The sequence below is a fragment of the Streptomyces sp. NPDC040610 genome (assembly GCF_055594065.1).
Genome location: NZ_JBVIXA010000010.1, coordinates 321741 through 343847, shown reverse-complemented (window position 1 = coordinate 343847; position 22107 = coordinate 321741). Strand labels below are relative to the sequence as shown.

Below are 22107 nucleotides of genomic sequence, written 5' to 3'. Positions count from 1 at the left end.
TGAGCTGTTTCAGAGTGGCCACTGATCGGGTGACGGTCCATGAGGCGCAATGAGCGAGGCCCCCGAGCTGTTGATCGAGATATCTGACGTCTCAACCACGCTGCTCGGGGGCCTCGTTGGGCATCTATCCTGCCGCACTCGACCTGCCCCATGCGCTCGTGGAGTGGGTGACCATGCTCGTCGTCACCTCACCGCGGCCCGCACTCACCGGATCATCCGCAGATCCCGATTGGGAAGCGCGGTCCGACCACGGGTAGACCATGAGGACCTGGGAGGGCTCGGCGGTCCTCTGGTAGAAGCGGGCGTGGTGGGCGTTGTTCTCCACGACGACGACCGCCGGTCTCGAACGGGAGACCAGGATCTGGTCCTTGTCGTAGTGGTCGCGCAGTTTCTCCAGGTTCATGGGGCGGGCCCGTTCGGGGTCACCACCGAAGAGTCGGATCATGGCGTCCTCGTCGCCGCCGCGCACGGCCGTGAACGTGGCCGCCTCCTCAGGCCCCAGTTCGGTGAGGAAGCCGTCGAGGCGTTCGGGTGAAGTCACGCCTGGATTGCCGCCGCCACCACTGACAGCGCAGCGACAGGCCAGTGCCTGCCCGCAGGGCCGCCGAGCCGATCGCTACTCGACCGGGCATCCTCCTCTCCGCGCAGGACGACCGCCTCGACTCCGTACCGGACGGCCGCCTTCACCGCCCTCTCCAGCCCACACCGCGACAAGGTCACGCGGCGCAGACAGTAATCACCGCCACCGCTACGCCACACCCGACTCCCGTCAGATGGGTGAGATTCGGCGGAGATGGCTGCGCTCATAGCCCGTCGAACACGGCGCTTGTTTCGTCAGAGGAAAGCTCTTCTCGTCCCCAGGGAGCGGCGGTCGTTCCCCCGGGCTCCAGTCCGAACCTGCGTACACGGTCGAACTCCTCGGCTGGTCCGGTTCTGCGTAGTCGGTGAAGGAGTCGCTGCATCGACCATCGCGTTCCGGTGGCGCAGGCCCGTCTGAGTTCGGCCTCGTCGTCCAGGCCGGTGTTGCGGGCCTCTTCGGCGGCGATCGTCGCCGCGGTGTCGGTCAGGTAGGGGTGCACTTCCTTCGGTAGGTCCCGTAGAGCCTGCTCTTGGACTTCGGCCATCTCTTGAGTGCGGCCTTGGGCGGCGAGCGCGCTCAGGAGTGAAATGGTGCAGTTGGCGCGGAACTCGGGCATGTCCTGTGTGAGGGCAGGGAAGTTTGCCTCCAGTGCCGCGCGCAGGAGGCATTCGGCTTCGTCATGCTTGCCGGCGAGGCCCAGGAGTTCAGCGAAGCGTGGGTACCAGTCGCTGTTCGGGGCGAAGTCGTCCGGCCGGTCGCGAAAGTCGCAGACTTCCAGGCGGCGCAGGCAGGCTATCGCGGCTCCGTAGTCGGCCCTGTCTGTGTGGTGTGAGGCCAGTGCGAGGGTCGCTTCGACATCTCCGTTACGCATCTTCGCGGCGGCCGTCGTGAGGAATCGGCGCTCCCTGCTGCGCGCGTCCGCCCGCCGTCTGCGGGCGTTCGTGTGCCGCCGGTACTGCAGTTCGCCGAGTACGACGACGAGGGCGGCCGTGAGGGCGGCCAGTTGCCCGGCGGTGAGGTTGCTCTGGCTGGCGTACGCGGCGAAGCCGGCCGTGTACAGCAGCGAGGGCGCGGCCCGTATGAGGCGCAGCAGCCACTTCTGGCGGGTGGTGGCCCGCTCTAGTTGTTCTTCGCCGATGTGGCTCAGCAGGGTGAGCGCCTGTACTTGGGCGAGGGCGTCCCCACGCGTCGCGGCTGCGCCGCACAGGCGCAGGGCGTACCGGTACAGGCCGCGTTGCATGGCGCTCGTGGCCAGTTGGTGCAGTGAGGTGGCATCGGCGGAGTGGGCGTGGGTCAGGGTGCTGTCCCATAGTTCTTTGGGTCCCCGGCAGTTCGGCTTGGCGAGCACGATCTCTTGCGCGAGGTAGTCGGCCACGGCGTAGGCGTCTTTGGGTGGGCTGCCGGTGAGTTGCTTGCGGGTGAGCGGGGCTGCCGCGTCGAGTACCGGTTCGGTGGCGTAGGCGATGGCCTGGTCGAACCAGTCGTCGGGCAGTGCCGTGTCGGCCGGGAGGTAACCCGTGGCCGCGGCGCGGAGCATCTCGTGCGGGAGGTGGGTGGTCCAGCCCAGTCGCCAGGCTTCCAGTGCGGCGGTCATCACCGCGCGCGTGGTGTCGTCGGCGCTGTGGTAGCGGGTGACGAGTTCAGGGCCTGCGGCGAGGACTTGGGTGAGGCGTCTGGTGCCGGAGTGCGCGCTCAGGGCCGCTGCCAGAGGAACGGAGGAGACTGCCAGGCTCTCGGCTTGGGTGAGTTCGGTCGGTGTGAAGGTGTCCGGCACGTCGATGGCCGGGGCTGCGAGGCGGAGCAGTGCTCGTGCTTGTGCGTGTCTGTGCTGGCCGTCGGCGCCAGAGCGGATGGTGTGCCAGAAGGCGGGCCAGATGGTGCCGATGACGGCCACGGGTCCGGGCTCGCTCAGCAGGTGGCGCAGGCGCTCGGCGGCCTGTTCGCCGGTCTCGCCCAGGAGGTGGAGGTTCAGGTTGTCCAGCCACAGGATGGTGTGGGGCGTGATCGCGTCGCTGTCCAGCAGTGCTACGAGGCTCTCGGCGCTGGTCGGGGCGGCCAGTTGCCACGTGGGGTAGCAGGTGCGCACGGCTTCGTAGGCTGCCCGGGACTTGCCTGTGCAGGACTTGCCGACCAGTACGGCCACTGAATGGTCCGAGGTGGTCAGCCGGGTGGCCAGTTCGCGGTCGTGTGCCCGGATCACGTAGGCGGGCAGTCCTCCTTCGGCTGCCTTGATCGGGCGGTGCACGCCCAGCAGGTAGGGGTGGAGCAGGGCCTGTGCGACGGGTACGACTGCGGGCCTGGCGGCCCGGAGCCGGGCCGGGTCGGTGTCTCGGCCGAGATGGAGTGACCCGTTCAGTGTCCCGATCTGGACGTTGGTGCCGATGATGCTGTCGCGGGTTTCGTTGTGTACGTGAGGCCGGTCGGTCTCTGCCCTGCGGGCTTCCGTTCCGTCACCGCGGTCTTGTGCCTTGCCGTCGTACGCCATCGGCCACTCCCCCGGACGACAGCGTAGCGACGCAGGGACGACGACGCCGTGAGGTTCGGGCGCCTCCTTCACCCCGGGCTCCGGAGGTGGCCCCGCCCCTCCCCGCCCACCAGGATCCTGCCGATCGATGCCACGGCCCGTGCATGCGGCGAGGCTCTGGCGGACTCATCCGGTTCGTCGCGCGCGGGTCGCAGGGCGGCCTGGGCGGTCATGCCGTGGGCGCGGTAGCCCGGGGGTTTTCCTGCGGCACCTCGGTGGCCGAGGCGAGCCGCTGCTGCATGCGCAGATGACGGAACTCGTAGTGAGCGCCGGACTGCCGTAGCACTCCCCTGCGGTGCGCTTCATCGAGGAACGTCATGATGCGCCAGGGCAGCCGTCCCGTCAGGGCCAGCCAGACACGGGCAACGGCCAGTTGGCCCCACGCGGTGAGCGCGAGTGCGGCGGTGCCCATCGGCACCCACATCTGCGCGGCGACATGGTCGAGCCCGCCCCGCGCCGCGAACGCCCAGGCCAGGAGGACACACACCCCGCCCGTCATGACCGCCACGACTCCGGACCGGGACAGCGACGCCATGCGGTCGGTGCGCAGGATGACATGCGGGCTTGCCGCCCGGATGAGGTCGGAGGGAGTACTGAGCGCACGGTAGAGGCCCGAAGCGGGCCCGCCGATCAGCGCGATCAGGACTCCGCCCATGGCGCCGGGGAGCAGGAACCGGTCGAACGGGTGCCGGGCGGCGCTCTGGGCGAGCCAGGTCCGGGACTGCTCGGGCAGCTCCGGCAGCATGTTCACCGCATCGGCCGCGGAATGGCCGTCGACGAGGATGCGCAGGTCGCCCTGGGCAACGCGGAAGGTCACCTGTGAGTCGAACGGCTCGCAGTTCCGTTCGCAGCTCGGCGGATGGCTGCCGTGGGGATACGCCGTGGGCCGGGCGCCTGCGTGTGGGTACACCAGGATGACGGGGATCTCCGTCGAGGACCCGACGGTGCGGACGCCGTCAGGTGTTTCCTGGTGCGACCACTTCCCGAGCCGCCTGCCGTCCAGGTCGGGCGCCCTGGAGGTCTCCACCGCGGAGAACGCACAGGCGACGGCGCCCACCGTCCCGCCCGCCGCCACTCCGACGAGCAGGCACACAGCCCAGCCGTGCAGCAGCCCGGTCACGAAACGCCGGGCGATACGGCCCTCACCGGCAGGGGAAACGGTCGTCCGCACCCCCTGTCGCCCCGCTGCCGCCCACAGGCACAGGGCCGCGGCGAAGCACAGGGCGCCGGCCACCATCGGCCACGTGCCGAGGCCGTGCCCGACCAGCCATGGCCTGACGATGACAAGCCCCGCCAGGGCGAGAAGGCCGCTCCCGGCCTTTGCCGCGAGCCGACCGGAAGGGCTGCCCGCCCACGGCAGCCCGAGCGGCACCGCATGGCGGGCCAGCCCCGCGACCCCGAAGTACAGGGCGATCAGCACGCCGAAGACCGCGCCCCCGAACAGCTCGGCCGCCCAGCCGTCCGTGACCGTGCCGAACTGCAGCCCGAACTGCACGGAGCCTCCGGTGAAGCCGTACCCGAGGGTGGCCGCGGCGGCCGTCGCCATGCAGACCGTGAGCTGCCGGGGCAGGGCCGTGCGCCCTTCGCTTCGCGCCGCCGACACGGGCAGGAGCAGCGCCAGCCCGCCGGCGAATCCGACCAGGTTGCCGACCAGATTGGCGGCCAGCGACGGCCTGTCGTCGAAGACGAAGACGTCGCCGCCGACGCTGGAGAGCAGGATGGGGACGGCCAGGACGAACGTGAGCGCCTGCGCAAGCAGCGCGGGCGCCGCCAGCCGCAGCGCCCGCGGCAGGCAGAGATACAGCTCCCACCAGGCGAGCCGCTTGGTCTCTCGCCGCTCCAACTCGCGGGCGAGCCAGGCCAGCCAGCGCCTGGCGTCCGCGGCGCGCCACCGTGAGTCGGCGTCTCCGTCGCCGAACGCGGCCGGTACGAACGCGTCGAGGAGGTGTTCTTCGATTCCGGCCGTCGTCCCGAAACGAGGATCGTCGAGGAGCTCTCGGGGGTCGCGGGACTCGTCGCCATAGACCGTGCGGGCCAGGGCCACCATGAGGGGGTTGGTCAGGATCTGCAGGAGCGCGCGGGCTGCCGGGGTGCGCGAGTCCTCCTGCAGGGAGTCCAGGACCGGGGTCCACACCGTCGTGCGGCGATCGCGGGGTCCGCGTAACGGACGCGCGGTGCGCTTCAGATATGACTTCGCCTCGGCGAACTCCAGCGGCAGCAGCTCGAGGACCTCCGCACCCGTGAGTACGTCGCTGCACGCGACCGTGCTGCGCCACGCCGTGGTCCGTGAGGTGACGAGCACCGGCATGCCGTCGTCCAGCTCGGCGTTGAGCCTGCGCATCGCGGTGCCGTACAGCGCCGGGGGCAGTTCGTCGAAACCGTCGAGGACAGGCGCGATCAGCCCTGCGTCGAGCAGCGCCCCGGCGAGGACGGTGCCGTCGGTGGTGGCCGCCAGCGGCCGGTACTCCGCCGCGAGCCACTCGACGAGCCAGGCGCGCAGGGCGGTGGTGCCCGGGTCCCAGGCCGCCAGGGGGAAGATCACGGGCACCGCCGTGCCGGGTGTGCGCTTCCTCAGAAGGTCGAGCGTGCAGCACACGGCGAGCACGCTCTTGCCCGAGCCAGGGCTTCCGAGCACGACCATGCGCCTGGACGGCACCTCCTCGAAGGCCGTGGCGATCGACGCCAGACAGGTGTCTCCGGGCCGGGGCTCCGGCATCGGACGCCCGTGCCGGATGTTCCGTGTGTCGTCCGTGAGCAGTCTGTCGGCCCACCTCCAGCGGACGTTCAGCGGCTTCGGGTCCTGCAGCCGCCGCAGTCGCGCCTCCTGTGCCCATTGGACCCGTACCGCCTCGGCGAGCGCATCAGCGGTCTGGCGCAACACGATGCCGGGTTCCGGGGGCGCTTCCGCGCGGCGCAGGACGTCCACGAGCAGGGCTGCGACGGACACCACGACGCCGACCACGGACACGACGAACGCGGGGCCGTCGTACTGCACTTGCTCACCGTGCCCACCGCCGACCCGGCGCAGCGTGACGGCCAGCACGACCAGCGCCGCACAGCCGACCCCGACCCACAGCCTGCGTCGTGTCCAGACTTCCCGCCCACGCATGCCGTCCCCTCCGTACCCCTCGCCTCTTGGGGAACTGAGCGTTTCAAGGAGGAAGTGCCGGGCGGCGGGTCGGTGCACTTCTCCAGCGGGGCGCTTAGCGGTGAACCGGGGGGCGTGTGTGCCCCGTGCGCGCTCCGGACGGGGTGCGTGGCTCAGGGCCCCGCCCCTGCGACGACGTTGTGCCCAGCGGCGGCCGCCTGGGCGCGTCGGTGCCCGGTCCTGGCCGGGCACCGCTTCGGTGGGCCAAGCCGCGGCACCCGTGCGCACGACCGCGAGTGGCGCGCCCCGGCATCACCGGATCAGATTCGCATCCCAGGATGGAACAACGGGAGAGGACGATCTCTCAGCCTTCCCCAGGGTCGCGCTACCGTCCCTACTGGCGCGTTGAGGCACGCGGGTGGCCACTGCTGCGGGACAGTGCGGTCCAGGCTGCAGAGAGGCGGTCGACCAGTGCTGTCGCGGTCTCCGGGGCAAAGGAGTAGGGGATGCGGATGTGGTCGTCATGGGCACCGGTCACGTCCATCGTGGCGCCTGGGATGACCTCCGCGCCGTGGCGCAGCGCCACCTGTGCGTAGAGCCGGGCGTCCGTGCCCGCGGGCAACTGGACCCACAGCACGGAGCCGCCGTGCGGTGCTTGCCAGCGCCAGTCCGGAAGCTCCTCGGCGAGCAGCCGGGTGATGGTGGTCAGCCGCTCGCGGAGGATGCGGGCCCGTTCGGGCGCGAGGGCCGGGAGCTCGGGGAGGAGCCGGACGGCGAGGGCCTGGTCGAGGAGCGGGCTGCCGAGGTCATTGAGTGCTTTGAGCCGGGCCAGGCGCGCCACCGTGTCCTGCGGCGCGCGGATCCAGCCGATCCGGAGACCGCCCCATACGGCCTTTGCCAGCGAACCCACCGTCAGCACGGTTCCCCCGGCGGGGGTCGCGGCGATCGGCGGCGGAGCCTGACCGGGGGCGAGCCCCGCCGCGTGGGCGCTGTCCTCCAGGACGGTGACGCCGTGTTCGGCGGCGAGTTCGGCCACCCGGCGACGACGTCCGGCGGACATCAGTGTGCCGGTGGGGTTGTGGTAGGTCGGCATGACGTAGAGCAGCGCGGGCCGGTGTTCGGCGAGCGCCGTGGCCAGCCGGTCGATCCGGACCCCGTCGGAGTCGAGCGGGACGCCGACGAGCCGGGAGCCGGCCGCCCTGAGGACGTCCAGGCAGCCGGGCCACCCGGGGGATTCCACGAGGGCGGTGGACCCGCGCCCGAGGTACAGCTGGGCGCTCAGGGCGACGGCCTGCGTGGCACCCGTGGTCACCACGACCTGGTCGGGCACGGTCGGCAGGCCGTGAGCGGTGTGGTGGGCGGCGATCGCCTCTCGCAGCGCGGGGAGCCCGGCCGGGTGGTAGCCCGCCTCACCGATCAGCCCGGGCAGGTCCTCGCGGACCAGCTGGAGCAGTGCTCGGGCCAGGTCCGGACCGCCGGCCTCGGCCGCCTGCCCGAGCGAGATGAGGTTCGGCGGCTGTGTGATCAGCCTTTGGACCACTGCGTTGGCCTGACCGCCGCGGACCCGCCCGTCCACGGGATCCCGGTGTGCCACGGCTCCTCCCGACACCTGCGTGCCGCTGCCCCGGCGTGTCTCGATCAGGCCCGACCCGCGCAGTGCGTCGAACGCGGCGACAACCGTTGCCCGGCTGACCGAGAGGGCGTCGGCGAGCCGCCGCTCGGACGGGAGGCGGTCGCCGGTGCGCAGGTCCCCGGCCCGTACAGCCCGGCCGAGCGCGTCGGTGAGCCGCCGGTACAGCGGCCCCTCGCCCGAGCTCCAGTCGCCGAGCAGGTCGATCAGCTCGTCCAGTTCGGGCGCTTGACGGTTCCGGTCCACTTTCCCCTCCATTGGCACGGGAGCACGAGCCGCCGCGACGAAAGGCTAGCGGCATGACACCCACCTCACCCGTTTCACCCCTCTCGCCCCCGCCGCCCCTCGACCCGCGTCTGGCAGCCGTCTGCGACCTTTCCGTCCTCGCGGCGCGGGACGGCGCCGGACGGCACGAGTACGACGGAACCGTCCAGGACCTGTCTCCGGACGCGGTACGACGCGGCCTCGCCGCACTCGGCGGCCCCGCCGGTACCCAGCCCTATGCGGATCCGCACGACGAGGCGCACGCGGCGGCCGCGGAGGAAGCCCTCCGGGTCCGGTTCGGCGAGCTCGAACTGCATCGGAGCAACCCCCTGTGGCACATCGAGAACCTGGACCTGACCGGCTACGACCGCCCCTACGCGCCCAAGGCCGAGCGGGACGCCGCCCGATCGGCCCAGCTGCGACAGTGGCCTGACGCCGTCGACGCGGCGATCGAGGCACTGGACCGCGTCCCCGCGGCACTGGCCGACGCCACGCTGCCGCTCGCCCGTGGTCTGGCCGCCCTTCTCGACCCCCGGGGCGGCCCCGTCCATGCCGCCGCGGGGCGGGCGCACGCGCGGTTCACGGCCCACCTGGAGCGGGCCGCCGCCGAAGGCACGCCGTCAGCGGCACTCGGCGGCCCCGCTCTCGCCCGGCTCCTCGGCGCGGCCGAAGCCTGCACGATCGACCTCACCGCGATGTCCGCCCGCGTGGATGCGGAACGGGACCGACTGCGTGCCTTGCTCGACGAGTCACTCCGCCGCATCGACCCCGCGTCCACGCCCGCCGACACCGTACGGGCACTCCAGGCCGACCACCCCGACGCCGACAGCCTGCTGGAGGAGTTCGGGGCACTCGTCGACGAGACCGTCGCCTGGACCGCCCGGCACGATCTGGTGCCGGACCACGATGTCGAGGTGCTCGTCCAGCCGATGCCCGACTCCCAGCGTCGGGCGCTGGCCGGCCTCTTCGCGTCCGCGCCCCACGAGGCCGACGCACCCGGCAGTTTCCGCGTCACCCTCCCGGACACCGGCTGGACGAGGGCGCAGCGCGAGCAGTGGCTGTCGACCGGCTTCAACCGGACCCTGATGCCCAACATGGCCGTCCACGAGGTGGCACCCGGGCACGCCAGCCACTTCAGGGCGCTGCGGCGGGCGGCGACCGACGTCCGCCGCACGCTCCACTCCGATGCCTTCATCGAGGGCTGGGCCCACTACTGCGAGGAACTGGCCCTGGAGCAGGGCTTCCGCGACGGCGACCCGCGCGTCGCCGTCGCGGTCGCCCAGGACGGTCTGCGCAGAGTCACCCGCTTCGCCTGCGCCATCGGACTCCACACCGGCGCCATGACCCTGGCGGACGCGGCGGCCCGGTTCGCCGAGGACGTCTCACTGGCCGGACCGGCAGCTCTGCACGAGGCCGAGCGCGGGCTGTTCGACCCCAGCTACGGCCGGTACACCTGGGGCAAGTTCGCCGTTCTCGACCTGCGTGAGCAGGCCAGGGCACGCTGGGGCGGCGGCTTCTCGCTCCGTCGTTTCCACAGCGCCCTGTTCGACCTCGGTGCCCCGCCCCTGGGGCTGCTGCACACGGCACTGGAACGCGGATGACCTCACCCGCCGCCTTCGTCCTCGCCTCCCTGGTCCTGGTGGCCGTGCCCGGACCCAACCTGATCTACATCGTCACCCGCAGCGTGCGGGACGGACGGCGGGCCGGCATCGTCTCGGCCCTCGGTGTGGAGACCGGCACGCTCCTTCACGTCATCGCCGCCGTCTGCGGACTGGCGACGCTCATCACGGGCCACCCGCTCGCCTTCGCCGTCCTGCGCTACGCGGGCGCCGGCTATCTCGCCTACCTGGGCGTACGTGCGCTGTGCTGCCGCCCGCCCGCTGCTGCCGCCTCCGCCGAAGCCGTCGGCCGTTCCGCTCGCCGCCGACTGCTCCGGCTCTATGTCGACGGCGTCCTCGTCAACCTGCTCAACCCCAAGGTCGTCCTCTTCTTCCTGGCTTTCCTGCCGCAGTTCCTGCCCACCGGCCTGACCCCGGCGGAAACCCGGACCCGCATGCTCCTCCTCGGCGTGGTCTTCCTGACCGTCGCCCTTGCCCTCGACCTCTGCTACGCACTCGTCGGCGCCACACTCGCCCGCCGACTCCGCGGAACCCCGCGCCGCGACCGCGGTCTGTCCCACCTGACCGGTGGCATCTACCTCGGCCTGGCCGCCCTGGTGTTCGTCTGACGAGGAGATCCGGGTCCGAACGCAGGCCCAAGGCCCGCCTTGCGGTCCTTTGTGAGTGTTGGTGAAGGGGACTCCGCCGCCCGGCCCGCCCATGCTTGTCCGGCGCGAAAGTCGGTGTGTTCCGCACCGCCCCCCAGCTACGCGGCACTGGGTATTGTTCCGCCGGGGTTCGACCGGGCGGCGGGTCCGGTCAGGAGGGGGAATCGTGGCCACAAGTGGTGAGCGTGCGCGGATCGTTCCGACGGAGGACGGGCATCGCGTCACACCCGCCGAGTTGTTCTTCGACCTGGTCTTCGTGTACGCCATCACACAGGTCACCGCGCTCATGGCAGCCGACCCGACCCCGCTGCGGCTGCTCGGCGCGGGCGTCGTGCTCGCGCTGCTGTGGTGGTGCTGGTGCTGTTTCGCCTGGCTGGGGAATGTGGTGCGAGCCGACTCCGGGGCGGTGTTCGGGGTGCTCGTCGGGGTGATGGCCGTGGTCATGGTCGTTTCGCTGGCCGTGCCCGACGTCTATGCGGACGCCGCCGGCGGACTGCCGGTGCCGCTCGTCTTCGTCCTGTGCTACGGGGCTGTGCGGGTGCTGCATCTCGTCACGTACTGGATGTCTGCCCCGGATGACTCGGTGCTCCGGGCCACCTTGCGGCGGACCGCGCTGCTCTCCGTGGCGCCGCCGTTCGCCCTGCTCCTGGTCGGCAGTGCCTTCAGCGGCCTCGCGCAGGTACTGCTCTGGCTCGGCGCCGTGGTGGTCGACTACTTCGGGATCTACCTCGTCGGTGGTGGCTCCGGCTGGCGCGTGGCCTCACCGGGGCATTTCTCCGAACGGCACGGGCTGATCGTCATCATCGCCCTCGGCGAGTCGATAGTCGCCATCGGAGTGGGCGTGTCCGGGTTCACTCTGACCTGGCCCGTATTGGGCGCGGCTGCGGTGGGGCTGCTCGTGGTGGCGGGGCTGTGGCGGGTGTACTTCGGGCGGGTGAGCGCTGCGGCCGAGCATCGGCTCGCGGCATTGGGCGGTGACGACCAGATCCGCTTCGCACGTGACGTCTACACCTTCCTGCATCTGCCGCTCGTCGGTGGGGTGGTGCTGACCGCGTTGGGGATGAAGAAGGTTCTCAAGCAGGTCGCCGACACCGGGCACTACGACCTGTCCGAGCCGTTGCACGGGGTGGTGGCCTGGGCGCTTCCCGGTGGTGTGGGGGTGTTCCTGGCCGCCGCCGCGGCGATCTTGTTGCGAACTTCCGGGCAACGGTCCGTGCCGCTGATCGCCGGCGGCGCGCTGTGTCTCTGCGCGGGGGTGGTGGTCGCGGTGGTACCGGCGCTGGTGGCGCTTGTGGTGTTGGCAGGGGTGGTGGCGGGGGTGGCGGCTCTGGAGGGGCAGCGGACCGTGAGCGCGAAATCTGCCCCGCCTCAGGTGAGTTGACCTCTGACGGGCATGAGGCGGCACCTTCCGGTTTGCGGGCCGGTGGGGAGGCACGGTGGCCTCGCCTCGCCCTCGTCGGGCTCGCGCACGGCACGGGTGGATGCCTCGAGCGGCGGCGGCCTCCTGGTCGTCGACGCTCGCCGTCGGCGTGGACACCTCGGTCTCCCGGCCAGGTCACGCACGCGGCGCCGCACCGCACCGCCTGCCCCGTCGCCGTCGCCCCCCCAGGGGACGTGACGGTGCGGGCCCGCTCAGAGCCGGGACGCATGATCGGGTACGTACGTCTGCAGCTCACGAGGGGGACGTACGTAGCCGGTCGACGGCGGACGAGGGGGCAACTCCAGGACCGGGGGCGGGACTTCGCGATAGGGCACGGATTCCAGCAGGTGGGCGATCATGTTGAGCCGGGCGCGGCGTTTGTCGTCGCTCTCCACCACGTACCACGGCGCCTCGGCGGTGTCGGTGTGCACCAGCATGTCGTCCTTCGCCCGTGAGTAGGCCTCCCACCTCGTGATGGACTCCAGGTCCATCGGCGAGAGCTTCCAGCGCCGCACGGGATCCTCCAGGCGCCGCCGGAACCGCTCCTCCTGGACCGCGTCACTCACGGAGAACCAGTACTTGCGCAGCAGGATCCCCTCCTCCACCAGCATCCGCTCGAAGATCGGGCACTGCCGGAGGAACAGCTGGTACTCCTCCTTCGAGCAGAAACCCATGACGTGCTCGACGCCGGCGCGGTTGTACCAGCTCCGGTCGAACAGCACGATCTCCCCCGCCGCGGGCAAGTGCGCGATGTAACGCTGGAAGTACCACAGGGTGCGTTCGCGCTCTGTGGGCTTGGGGAGGGCCACGGTCCGCGCCACCCGGGGGTTGAGGTGCTCCGCGACCCGCTTGACCGCGCCGCCCTTGCCCGCCGCGTCCCGCCCCTCGAACACCACGACGAGCCGGGCGCCCTCGGCACGCACCCACTCCTGCAGCTTCACCAGCTCCGTCTGCAGCCGCAGCAGTTCGCTCGCGTACGCGCCACGCGGCAGCGACCCGGGGCGCTTCCTCTTTCCTGCCATGCCGCCTCCATTGCTCCTCGGCCGTCTCTCTGCTGCTCCTCAACCACTACTCGACCCATCCAACGACATTCACGAGGTACGTACCCCGATGTGAGCCGGGACGCCGCGGGCGGGAGCGGCCGTTTCGGGATGCCGAGCCGCGTCGCCCAGGAACCAGGGGCCTGGCGCCCGCTGCGCGACACCCCCATGTGAGGTCGGGGTCGCTGCCCGCCATCCCTGTGGCGGATCCCGTAACCGGCCAGAAAGTCCAGTGAATCCAGTACGGACACACGACGGGAGGACACGTTGAACCTCATACTATTTGAGGCATCACACCAACGGACCATCGCTCCTGGGCCCGTCGGCTCCCCCGCGTCCGCGGGCACTCCTGCGTGTCTTGTTCCACGTGCTCTCCCACGGTCGCCCCAGACCTCGGTGACCCCGCTCTGTGTTTCCACCCCCCGCCGACCACGAGGCGGCGGACCGCACCGAGGCGGCACCCCATGTTTCAGGGCACTCACCCCTCCCGTCGGCACCTGTCCACGTACCGCGTCCAAGGGCGCACCATCCTTGAACTCCACGGTGAAATCGACATCGCCGCGACCATCGCGATCACCCCACCGCTGGACGCGGCGACCGGCCGACCCGAACCGCTGGTCGTTCTCGACCTCACGCGGGTCACCTTCCTCGACTGCTCCGGTCTGAGCCTGCTCTGCCGCGTTCACCGCCGCGTCACCAGCCGTCACGGGGGCCTGAAGCTGGTCTGCCCCCACCCCCAGGCCCTGCGCCTGCTGCGTCTGGCTCGGCTCACCGGCATCTTCCGCCCTGTTCACACGATCGGCGAGGCGCTGGGCCGACACGTCACCTGCTGCCGGGGCAGGTACGGAGACATGGAGCAGCAGCCGGTGAGTCCAGCGGTGTCGTCGTCGGCCCAGCAGCCCGAGTGTCCGGGTGACAGGGCCGAAGGACCCTTGGAGTGCGGGACGGCCCGGGAACATCATGGAAGTGGCGAGTGCTCACACCCTCCTGGAGGCGCGCCATGACCCTCTCCCCCATGCCGAGCACGCTCACATCGCTGCCCGAGGTGGACCAGCGCCGGCTGATGGACATCGCCCGCGAGGTGTCGTTCCCCCAGGGCGCGCGGCTCTTCGAGGAGGGCGGGCACGCCGACCGGTTCTGGATCGTCCGTACCGGTACGGTCGCGCTGGACCTGCACGTCCCGGGTCGCCGGGCCGCCGTCATCGAAACCCTCGGACACAGCCAACTCATCGGCTGGTCCTGGCTCTTCACCCCGCACGTCTGGCATCTGGGCGGCGAGGCGACAGCTCCCGTTCGGGCCTACGAGTTCGACGCCTCCGCGGTGCGGGCGATGTGCCAGGAGGATCCTCTCTTCGGTCGGCATGTCACCGAGTGGGTGGGCGGTATCGTCGCCCACCGGCTGCACTCGACCCGCACACGGCTCCTCGACCTGTACGCCCCGTACGGCAGTGGCAGCACCGCGTGATCGCTGCCGTCTCCCGCTTCACCGAGAGGTGACCGTCGTGCATGGCAGCCCTCGCATCGTGGGCGACGTCATGACGCGATCCGTGGGCGCCGTCCGCCGCGCGAGGCCCTTCAGGTAAAGGGCACCAAAGGCGTCACCGTCGAGTGATGCGGGCCGCTCCACGCCGTGTCCCCGGGCATCCGGCTTCGTACGCCCACTGAGGTCATCACTCGCCTCGGAACATGGAGACCGGAATTCCGAATCATCCCGAAATCCAGCCGCTTTCCGGCTTGTTCCGGCCAGGCCGGTATCGCGCGTTCTCCCGGATCCGACGCGGTGGCAGGATCGGGCTCCTTCGCCTTGAAGGAGAATGACCAGCGGGAGCGATCATGGTTGATGAATTCACCACCCCCGCCGAACTGCTGGTCTTTCCGCACCTCGATCTGCACGTCGTGCTCAACGACACCCCCCAGCTCAAGATCGAGGTCTTCCGCCGCACCTTCACCAATATCAAACCCAGCCCCTTCACGCTGATTCCGGAAATGCAGAACAGCAGCGTCGACTTCTTCGCCCCGCATCAGCCGACCGGGCAACGGCTCAGCAACCGCCCCACGGTGAACCCCGCCACCGGCATCGTCACGGCGACGACACCCGGGGTCTACCTGTTCCAGATCACCGTCGGGGTCAACGGCGGCGCGGGCTCCGTGGTGGGCAGACTGCAGGTGCACGAGCGGATGCTCGACTGGTGGTTCGGGAACAACTCGCTCACGACGGCGCGCGATCTCACGTACGCGCACGCGCAGCCGACGATCTACGCCAGGTTCAGTGAGCACCCGGCAGCCGGCACGGATGCCGTGGGAGACATCACCGGGCACGGATATGTTCCCCTGCGCTCGGCGAATTCCACGAAGGTCGACATCGATCAGCGGGGCAGACTGCGGGGAAAGGAGGAGTCGGACGTACCGGTCGAGATCAGCGGTACGTTACTCGGCAAGACCAACATCCTTCCGGTGCGGGTGGTCAACTTCGCCCGGCCCCGGTTCACGGTCCGCACCGTACGCCGCCAGGATCTTTCCCGTCCGGAGGAGAAGTCGAACCTCATCTTCCTTTCGGAGGGATTCGGAGAGCAGGACAGGCAGCAGTTCGACGAGATTGTCGAGCGGACCGTGAAAGCGATGTTCGAGGCGCCCCGGCACGAGCCGTTCGGGCTGCTGCGCGACAATTTCAATGTCTTCCAGTGCTTCGAACCGTCCCAGGAACGGCTCCACCTCACCATCGGCAACCGCGTCGTGGACAAGCCGGGCACCGGGGTCGACCTCACCCAGTGCCGCATTCCGCATCCGCAGCGCCTGCCGGGGGCACCGGCGAACAGCTACACCCTCCAGGAACTGGTCGAGCGCGTGGGCCTGCCGATGCGCAACGAAAGCCGGCCCTTCGACGGGTTCAAGACCCTGTGGAGCGGCCAGGGCCTGCCCGGCTTCGACCCGTCCAGGGTGAACGACCTGCTGATCAAGACGTGGATGGCGCACCAGTCCGAGGGGTTCCTGCAGACCGCGGACACACTGCACGGCTTTTATCTCGGCAGCCGGTGGGCGGACGGCAACAGGATCGGCACCGTCGGCAACACGGCGGCACCGCCACCTGCGGCGGACAATTCCGCCGACCTCAACCTCAAGCCGTTCATCGCTCGGCTCTACGACTTCTACAAAGCCCCGCCCCTCCAGTCGTTGAGGCTCGACCCGCGCAGGCACGCGCCCGAGCTGTACGCGGCGTCGGGCTCCACGAACGCCGGGAACTCGGTCCTGGCGTATCTCGACGGTCTGTTCACCGAGGAGCTGCCGTCGCCCAACATCGGAGCGGTCTGGACCCCGGACGACACGAAGTTCAAGCGGAGCCGCGGCCTGGTCGGGGTTCTCGTCCACGACGCCCTGCTGGGCGGTCAGGCGCTCAACAACGGGACGTTGATGGCCACGACCCTGGGTATGCGGAACCGGGTCGAGTTCACCACGGCGCCGAAGCCCGGGGACCCCCCGCCGCCCGCGGGCCGGCCGATCATGCGGCGCGTTCCACCCCGGCCCGTTCCGCCCGGCAATCGCCACGGCGTCGTCGAGTTCGGCCACCTCATCAACACGGTGGTGCACGAGTTCGGTCACAACTTCGCTCTCGGGGACGAGTACGAGGACGTCGGGGGCGACGACGCGAACGCCACCGGATTCCCGCAGGACGTGAGGCTCGACAATCTGGCGAGCATCGGATTCCTGCGGATCCCCGCCACCCCGCCGGGCCGGCGGCTCGACGGCGCCAAGGTCAAGTGGTTCGTGCTGCCGCGGATGCGGGTGTCCGGCAGGCTCCTTGAGGCATCGAAGGCGATCCCCGCCGGTATCGAGATCACCGTGGGGACGACCGGATTCGACAAGTGGGTCAAGGCATGGGCCGACAACGCCACCGTCAGCCTGCAGAACTTCGCCGCGAACGAGTTCAACCTGCAGCTCCCGCTCCAGACCGGTCCCGCGCAGGCGCTCAAGGGCCTGCCGTTCGCCGACAGGCCGGACGAGAGCCGCGGCACCTTCGTGCTGCGCACGCCGGGCAGCGTCGGAGTGTTCGCCAAGAACTCACGGGTGTTCGTACCGCTGAAGGACAAGGCGGGCAACGACGAGGCCATCGTCCCCAAGCCGGTCCTCGACTTCTTCAACAGCGCCGCCAATCCGCGCAACCACCTGCCGCTGAACCGTGACCGCGACATCACGCGGCCGAGCGGACAGACGGAGGCCGACACCGAACTGCCCGTCGCCATTCCGGGGTTCGTGCTGCCGCGCTACCCGTACCAGCTCGTCGGCATCTTCGAAGGCGGAAACCACTTCGCCGGCGGCTACTACCGGGCCTCCGGCGAATGCAAGATGCGCGGCCAGGACAAGGAGCAGAACGTCCACGACCACCGGGGCGAGTTCTGCTTCCTGTGCAAGTGGCTGATCGTCAACCTCGTCGACCCGGCCCAGCACGCCCTGCTCGACACCCGGCACTACCCGAGGGCGTGACATGGCTGAACAGGGCACCTTCGACAAGCTCGCCACCGAGGTCGGGCAGGCACTCCTTCCGCTGCGCGACGCGATCGCCTCCCCCCAGGCCTTCGTCGGCCTCCTGCGGGAGCTCGGCTGGGCCGTCGACGAACCCCCGGCCCCGCTGCGCGCGCTCGGCACCAGCGTGGACACGCTGTACGACAGCCTGCGGCGGCTGCTGGGCGACGGCGGGCTCAACGAGGGCGCGCCCGGCGTCCGCGAGGCGGTGCCCGCCAAGCCCGGGGCCACGGCCGCCGACGATGTCTCCGCCGACGATGCGGCCCGGGTGTTCGCCGCCGTCCGGGGCCTCGTGACCGCGATTCGTGACATCGCCGACGCGCCCGATTCGGCCATCCCGCCCGCCCTGCGCGCCGACGGGTTCCGCGAGCAGTTCCCCCGTCAGCTCCTCGACCACCTGGTCATCGGCTACCTCCGGCGCTTCCACCCGTCCGTGGGCTTCGGACTGCGCGCACTCGGGATCGTCAAGGCGGTCTACGTGCCGCCCACGGGCGGCCGTCCCGCGCACACCCGCACGACGCTCGACGTGACCGACCTCCCCAAGGTCCTCGACGACCCGTCGCTCGTGCTGAAGAACGCCTACGGCTGGGGCGAGCCCGGCTTCGACTTCGATGCGCTGGCCGAGCAGTTCGACAACCTCTTCATGGCCCTGGGCTTCGACGTGCGGATCGACAGGCTCTCGGACGGCGCGGAGGCAGCCGTCCAGGGACCGCGCCCCCACCCCCTGGACCCGGCGGCCGAGGCCGTCAGTGTGATCGCCGTCGACCAGGCAGCGGGAGAGGAGGGCGACGCACGGGTACGGGGTTCCGTTCGGCTCGTACGGGTGCCGCCCGCGACGGCCGAGGGAGCGCCCGGGGTGGCGCTGCTGCCGTCGTTCACCGGGGCGTTGGGGCTGCGGTTCGAGGTCGCGCCCGGCCTCACCGTCACCATACGCAGCAGTCTTGACCTCCAGGGTGGCGTGGCGTTGCTGGCCCGTCCCGGGCAGCCCCTCGACATGGTCTTCGGGTTCGAGTCGGACGACGCGCCGGTGCACGCGGCGGGCGCGATCGAGGTGTCCGCCGAGGCGTCGGACGCGGACAGGGAACCGGTCGTGCTCCTGGGCGAGCCGGGCCGCACCCGGCTGACGCTCCGTACGGTCGGTGGCACGGGCGGCGTCCGGATCGACGGCGACGACGTGGACTTCTTCGCCGAACTCGACGTCAAGGGACTGGAGTTCGTCTTCCGGCCCGGCGAGGACACCGACGGTTTCCTCGCCGCCGTCCTGCCGGACGACGGGTTCGGCATCGGCGCCGACCTCGCGCTCGGCATCTCGCACCGCGACGGCTTCTTCTTCCGCGGCACCTCCAACCTGGACCTGCGGATCCCCGTCGGCCGACGGATCGGCCCCGTCGACATCCAGAGCCTCACCGTCTCCGCGGTGCCCTCCGGCTCAGCCCTGCCCATCAGCATCGGGGCGACGTTCAAGGCCGAACTCGGCCCCGTCACCGCCGTGGTGGACCAGGTCGGCCTCACCGCGCTGTTCGAGGGGCGCCCAGGGCAGGACGGCAACCTCGGCCCCCTCGACGTCACGCTGGGCTTCAAGCCGCCTCGCGGCGCGGGCCTGTCCATCGACGCGGGCCTCGTGCGCGGGGGCGGGTTCCTCGCCTTCGACCCCGCACGTGGCGAGTACGCGGGCGCGATGGAGCTGGAGTTCGCCGACTTCTTGGCGCTCAAGGCCATCGGCCTGCTCAGCACCCGGATGCCGGACGGCTCGAAGGGCTTCTCGCTGCTGATCGTCCTCACCGCAGACTTCGGCGAGGGCATCCAGCTCGGCTACGGATTCACCCTGCTCGCCGTCGGCGGCCTCATCGGCCTCGACCGCGGCATGAACCTCCAAGCGCTCGCGGAAGGCATCCGGACGGGCTCCATCGAATCCGTGATGTTCCCGCGCGACGTGATCGCCAACGCGCCGCGCGTCCTCTCCGACCTGAACGCGTTCTTCCCGCCCGAGCGGGGCACGTTCCTCATCGGCCCCATGGCCAAGATCGGCTGGGCCACACCGACGCTGGTGAGCATCTCGCTCGGGCTGATCATCGAGATCCCGGGCAACATCGCGGTCCTCGGCACCCTCCGCGCCACCCTGCCGAACGCGAAGCTGCCCCTCCTCGACCTCCGGGTGGACTTCTTCGGCGCGCTGGAACCGGGCAAGAACCGGCTGTGGTTCGAGGCCCGCCTAGTGGACTCGCGCGTCCTGACGATGACCCTCGACGGCGGCATGGGCATCCTGGTGGCCTGGGGCGACAACCCCGACCTGGTGCTGACGGTCGGCGGCTTCCACCCCTCGTACCAAGCCCCGGCACTGCCCTTCGCCATCCCCGACCGGGTGTCCCTGGACATCCTGCACCGCGACAAGCAGCTGATCCGGATTTCCGGGTACTTCGCCATCACCAGCAACACCGTGCAGTTCGGTGCGCACGCCGAACTCCGTCTCGGCTTCGGCGGGTTCGGCATCGAGGGACACCTCAGTTTCGACGCGCTGTTCCAGTTCAACCCGTTCCGGTTCGCCATCGCCATCAGCGCGGAGGTCTCGCTCAAGGCGTTCGGCGTCGGCGTGTTCAGCATCGACCTGCGCTTCCAACTGGAGGGTCCGGCCCCTTGGCGGGCGCATGGGAAGGGCTCCATCGGGTTCCTGTTCTTCTCCGTCTCCGCCAACTTCGACATCACCTGGGGCGAGAGCCTCATCACGACACTGCCGCCCCTCTTGGTGCTGCCGCTGCTCGCATCCGAACTCGGCAAGGCCGAGGGCTGGCAGACCCGGCTGCCCACCGGCAGCGGCAAGCCGCTGGTCAGCCTGCGCCAACTCCCCCCGTCCGACGACCTGGTGCTGCACCCGCTGGGTACCCTGTCCGTGCAGCAGCGGGCGCTGCCGCTCAACGTGCGTCTCGACAAGGTCGGCGCGCGGCGGGCGAGCGACGGCAGGCGGTTCACCGTCGCCCCCGCGCCGGGCAGCGGTCTCACGGGTCTCCGACACCGGCGACAAGTTCGCCATGGCCCAGTACCAGGACATGAGCGACGCGGCGAAGCTGTCGAGCCCCGCGTACGAGACCCAGGACACCGGTCTCGAACTCACCGCCGCCACGGGCACCCTGGCCACCGCTCGGGTCGTCCGCCGCAGTGCCCGCTACGAGCTGCACATCCTCGACAGCGCGCCCTCCGCGAACCGGGCCCGCGGCGCGGCCTCGGTGAACGGTCCGGGAACGGCGCCGCCCGCGCGGTTCTCCGCCGGGCGCTCCAAGAGGTTCCACAGCGTCAGCCCCGCCGTCTTCGACGGCCTCCTCCCCGGCAGCAGCACCAGCCGGTCCCCCCTTTCCCGGCACGAGGCGCTGCTGCGCCAGCCGTTCGCGACGGCCGAGACCGTGCGCGTCGCCGACCAGCGCTTCGTCGTCGCGTACGTACGCAGCAACCTCCCGGCGCTGCCGCCGGGCTCACCCGGCCGCCGGGCATCGGGAGGGCCCGCGACGTTCCGCAGCCCGACCACGGCGGCCGACGCGCTCGCCGACTTCGTCGCCGCCGACCCGGCCCTCGACGGACTGCTGCACGTCATCCCCGCCTCGGAGGCAGCCGCCTCGCCCGCCGTCCCCGGCACCTGGACCGACGCGGGAACCCTGCCCGTTCCGGCAGCCCAGGTGGACGCGGTACCGCTGGCCACCGGCAAGGTGCTGGTCGCCGGAGGCACCGGCACGACGGGCTCGGCGCTCGCCGCGACCGCGCTGTTCGACCCGACCGCCGACGCCTGGTCGCCGACGGCCCCACTGGCGGCAGCCCGGCGCCTGCACACCCTCACCCGGCTCTCCGACGGCCGGGCGCTCGCGGCCGGTGGGCGGGGCGCGGACGGGGCGCCCCTGGCCTCGGCCGAGGTGTACGACCCGGCCGCCGGAACCTGGTCGGCGTCGGGGCCGTTGGGCACGGCCAGGTTCGCGCACTCCGCGACCCTGCTGCCCGGTGGCCGGGTGCTGGCCGCCGGAGGCAGCGGAACCCGGGGCGGGCAGGGCTTCGGTGCGCTCCGCTCGGCCGAGCTGTACGACCCGGTGACCCGCGTCTGGACCGGCACCGCGCCCATGAGCGACGCCCGTACGGGCCACCAGGCGGTGCTCCTGCGCGACGGCCGGGTCCTCGTCACGGGCGGAGCGCTGCCCACCGGCTCCACCGGCGACGCAGCACTCGCGTACTGCGAGCTGTACGACGTGGCCAGCGGCACCTGGACCCCGACCGGAAGCCTGCACACGGCCCGCAAGGGCCATCAGGCGACGCTGCTGCCCGACGGCCGGGTCCTCGTCACGGGCGGCGAGGCGGTCGTCGCGCCGGACGGCACGTTCAGCCCGCGCGCCCTCGACTGCGCCGAGCTGTACGACCCGGCCACCGGCACCTGGGCGTCCGCCGCCGCCATGCCGGGCGGCCGTGCCCGGCACCGCGCGCTCCTCACCCGCGCCGGAGACGTCCTGATCGTCGGCGGCACTGCGGGCCCGGGGTTCACTGCCGGATTCCGGAGCGTGACCGCGTACGACCCTGCGGCGGGCACCTGGACGACGCTCGCCGGGCCCACCCAGGGCAGGTGGTCCTTCGTCGTGGCCGAACTCGGCGACAGCCGCGTCCTCGTGGCCGGGGGCATCGCCGCCGCCGGTGCCGCTACTCCCGGTCCCGATCCACTGCAACTCGCCCTCACGGGCGAGACCTTGATCCCTTGACCTGCCCCCTGACCGCATTCGTGCCGGGTCCGCCCGGCGAGGGAGTTCACGCC

13 protein-coding genes and 1 pseudogene are annotated in these 22107 nt (G+C 71.0%); 8 read left to right on the top strand and 6 right to left on the bottom strand.

The annotated features are described in order from the left end of the window. Window positions 1-124 precede the first annotated feature (124 nt). The 4 genes from ACZ6AA_RS30835 to ACZ6AA_RS30820 form a co-directional block, all read right to left on the bottom strand. The gene (locus ACZ6AA_RS30835; RefSeq protein ID WP_471461423.1) at window positions 125-541 is read right to left on the bottom strand and encodes a hypothetical protein; all 417 of its coding nucleotides are present in this window, start codon (window positions 539-541) and stop codon (window positions 125-127) included. A gap of 262 nt (window positions 542-803) precedes the next feature. Then, a complete protein-coding gene (locus tag ACZ6AA_RS30830) occupies window positions 804-3065 on the bottom strand; it encodes a tetratricopeptide repeat protein (RefSeq protein WP_471461390.1) in 2262 nt (753 codons plus the stop codon). Between the two features lie 208 nt (window positions 3066-3273). Further along, complete coding sequence (locus ACZ6AA_RS30825; protein WP_471461388.1) at window positions 3274-6213, bottom strand: NACHT domain-containing protein; 2940 nt, start codon at window positions 6211-6213, stop codon at window positions 3274-3276. 373 nt (window positions 6214-6586) lie between these two features. Continuing rightward, window positions 6587-8068 (bottom strand): aminotransferase-like domain-containing protein, encoded by a 1482-nt coding sequence (locus ACZ6AA_RS30820; RefSeq protein ID WP_471461386.1) that lies wholly within the window; start codon window positions 8066-8068, stop codon window positions 6587-6589. 53 nt (window positions 8069-8121) lie between these two features. On the opposite strand from ACZ6AA_RS30820, the gene ACZ6AA_RS30815 reads away from it, so the two are divergent. From ACZ6AA_RS30815 to ACZ6AA_RS30805, 3 genes are all read left to right on the top strand, one after another. Next, a complete protein-coding gene (locus ACZ6AA_RS30815; protein ID WP_471461384.1) occupies window positions 8122-9687 on the top strand; it encodes a DUF885 family protein in 1566 nt (521 codons plus the stop codon). Further along, window positions 9684-10313 (top strand): LysE family translocator, encoded by a 630-nt coding sequence (locus ACZ6AA_RS30810; protein ID WP_471461381.1) that lies wholly within the window; start codon window positions 9684-9686, stop codon window positions 10311-10313. Before ACZ6AA_RS30815 ends, ACZ6AA_RS30810 begins: the two co-directional genes overlap by 4 nt. A gap of 274 nt (window positions 10314-10587) precedes the next feature. Next, window positions 10588-11733, top strand: a complete 1146-nt coding sequence (locus ACZ6AA_RS30805; protein ID WP_468461144.1) for a low temperature requirement protein A — start codon at window positions 10588-10590, stop codon at window positions 11731-11733. 251 nt (window positions 11734-11984) lie between these two features. Here the strand turns inward: ACZ6AA_RS30805 and ppk2 are convergent, their stop codons facing one another. Continuing rightward, a complete protein-coding gene (gene ppk2, locus ACZ6AA_RS30800; RefSeq protein WP_468461146.1) occupies window positions 11985-12794 on the bottom strand; it encodes a polyphosphate kinase 2 in 810 nt (269 codons plus the stop codon). A 482-nt stretch (window positions 12795-13276) separates the two neighbouring features. Between ppk2 and ACZ6AA_RS30795 the strand changes: the two genes are divergently transcribed. From ACZ6AA_RS30795 to ACZ6AA_RS30785, 3 genes are all read left to right on the top strand, one after another. Next, window positions 13277-13816 carry an STAS domain-containing protein gene (locus ACZ6AA_RS30795; RefSeq protein WP_471461377.1) on the top strand — a complete coding sequence of 180 codons (540 nt, stop codon included), beginning with the start codon at window positions 13277-13279 and terminating at the stop codon, window positions 13814-13816. Continuing rightward, complete coding sequence (locus ACZ6AA_RS30790; protein WP_468461150.1) at window positions 13813-14277, top strand: cyclic nucleotide-binding domain-containing protein; 465 nt, start codon at window positions 13813-13815, stop codon at window positions 14275-14277. The genes ACZ6AA_RS30795 and ACZ6AA_RS30790 overlap by 4 nt, the downstream gene beginning before the upstream one ends. Window positions 14278-14645: 368 nt before the next feature. Continuing rightward, the gene (locus ACZ6AA_RS30785; RefSeq protein WP_471461374.1) at window positions 14646-17291 is read left to right on the top strand and encodes a hypothetical protein; all 2646 of its coding nucleotides are present in this window, start codon (window positions 14646-14648) and stop codon (window positions 17289-17291) included. Here the strand turns inward: ACZ6AA_RS30785 and ACZ6AA_RS30780 are convergent. Further along, on the bottom strand, window positions 17230-18645 hold the full coding sequence (locus ACZ6AA_RS30780) for a hypothetical protein (RefSeq protein ID WP_471461420.1): 1416 nt from the start codon (window positions 18643-18645) through the stop codon (window positions 17230-17232). The genes ACZ6AA_RS30785 and ACZ6AA_RS30780 overlap by 62 nt on opposite strands. Window positions 18646-18747: 102 nt before the next feature. Between ACZ6AA_RS30780 and ACZ6AA_RS30775 the strand changes: the two are divergent. Then, window positions 18748-20232, top strand: a pseudogene (locus ACZ6AA_RS30775) (DUF6603 domain-containing protein); the annotation flags it as partial. 124 nt (window positions 20233-20356) lie between these two features. After that, on the top strand, window positions 20357-22054 hold the full coding sequence (locus ACZ6AA_RS30770) for a Kelch repeat-containing protein (RefSeq protein WP_471461418.1): 1698 nt from the start codon (window positions 20357-20359) through the stop codon (window positions 22052-22054). Window positions 22055-22107 lie beyond the last annotated feature (53 nt).

Excerpts from the sequence above, each read along its gene's own strand:
- ACZ6AA_RS30830 (WP_471461390.1), bottom strand. The coding sequence starts at position 3,065 with ATGGCGTACGACGGCAAGGCACAAGACCGCGGTGACGGAACGGAAGCC.
- ACZ6AA_RS30825 (WP_471461388.1), bottom strand. The coding sequence starts at position 6,213 with ATGCGTGGGCGGGAAGTCTGGACACGACGCAGGCTGTGGGTCGGGGTC.
- ACZ6AA_RS30815 (WP_471461384.1), top strand. The coding sequence starts at position 8,122 with ATGACACCCACCTCACCCGTTTCACCCCTCTCGCCCCCGCCGCCCCTC.
- ACZ6AA_RS30810 (WP_471461381.1), top strand. The coding sequence starts at position 9,684 with ATGACCTCACCCGCCGCCTTCGTCCTCGCCTCCCTGGTCCTGGTGGCC.
- ppk2 (WP_468461146.1), bottom strand. The coding sequence starts at position 12,794 with ATGGCAGGAAAGAGGAAGCGCCCCGGGTCGCTGCCGCGTGGCGCGTAC.
- ACZ6AA_RS30795 (WP_471461377.1), top strand. The coding sequence starts at position 13,277 with ATGTTTCAGGGCACTCACCCCTCCCGTCGGCACCTGTCCACGTACCGC.
- ACZ6AA_RS30790 (WP_468461150.1), top strand. The coding sequence starts at position 13,813 with ATGACCCTCTCCCCCATGCCGAGCACGCTCACATCGCTGCCCGAGGTG.
- ACZ6AA_RS30785 (WP_471461374.1), top strand. The coding sequence starts at position 14,646 with ATGGTTGATGAATTCACCACCCCCGCCGAACTGCTGGTCTTTCCGCAC.
- ACZ6AA_RS30770 (WP_471461418.1), top strand. The coding sequence starts at position 20,357 with ATGGCCCAGTACCAGGACATGAGCGACGCGGCGAAGCTGTCGAGCCCC.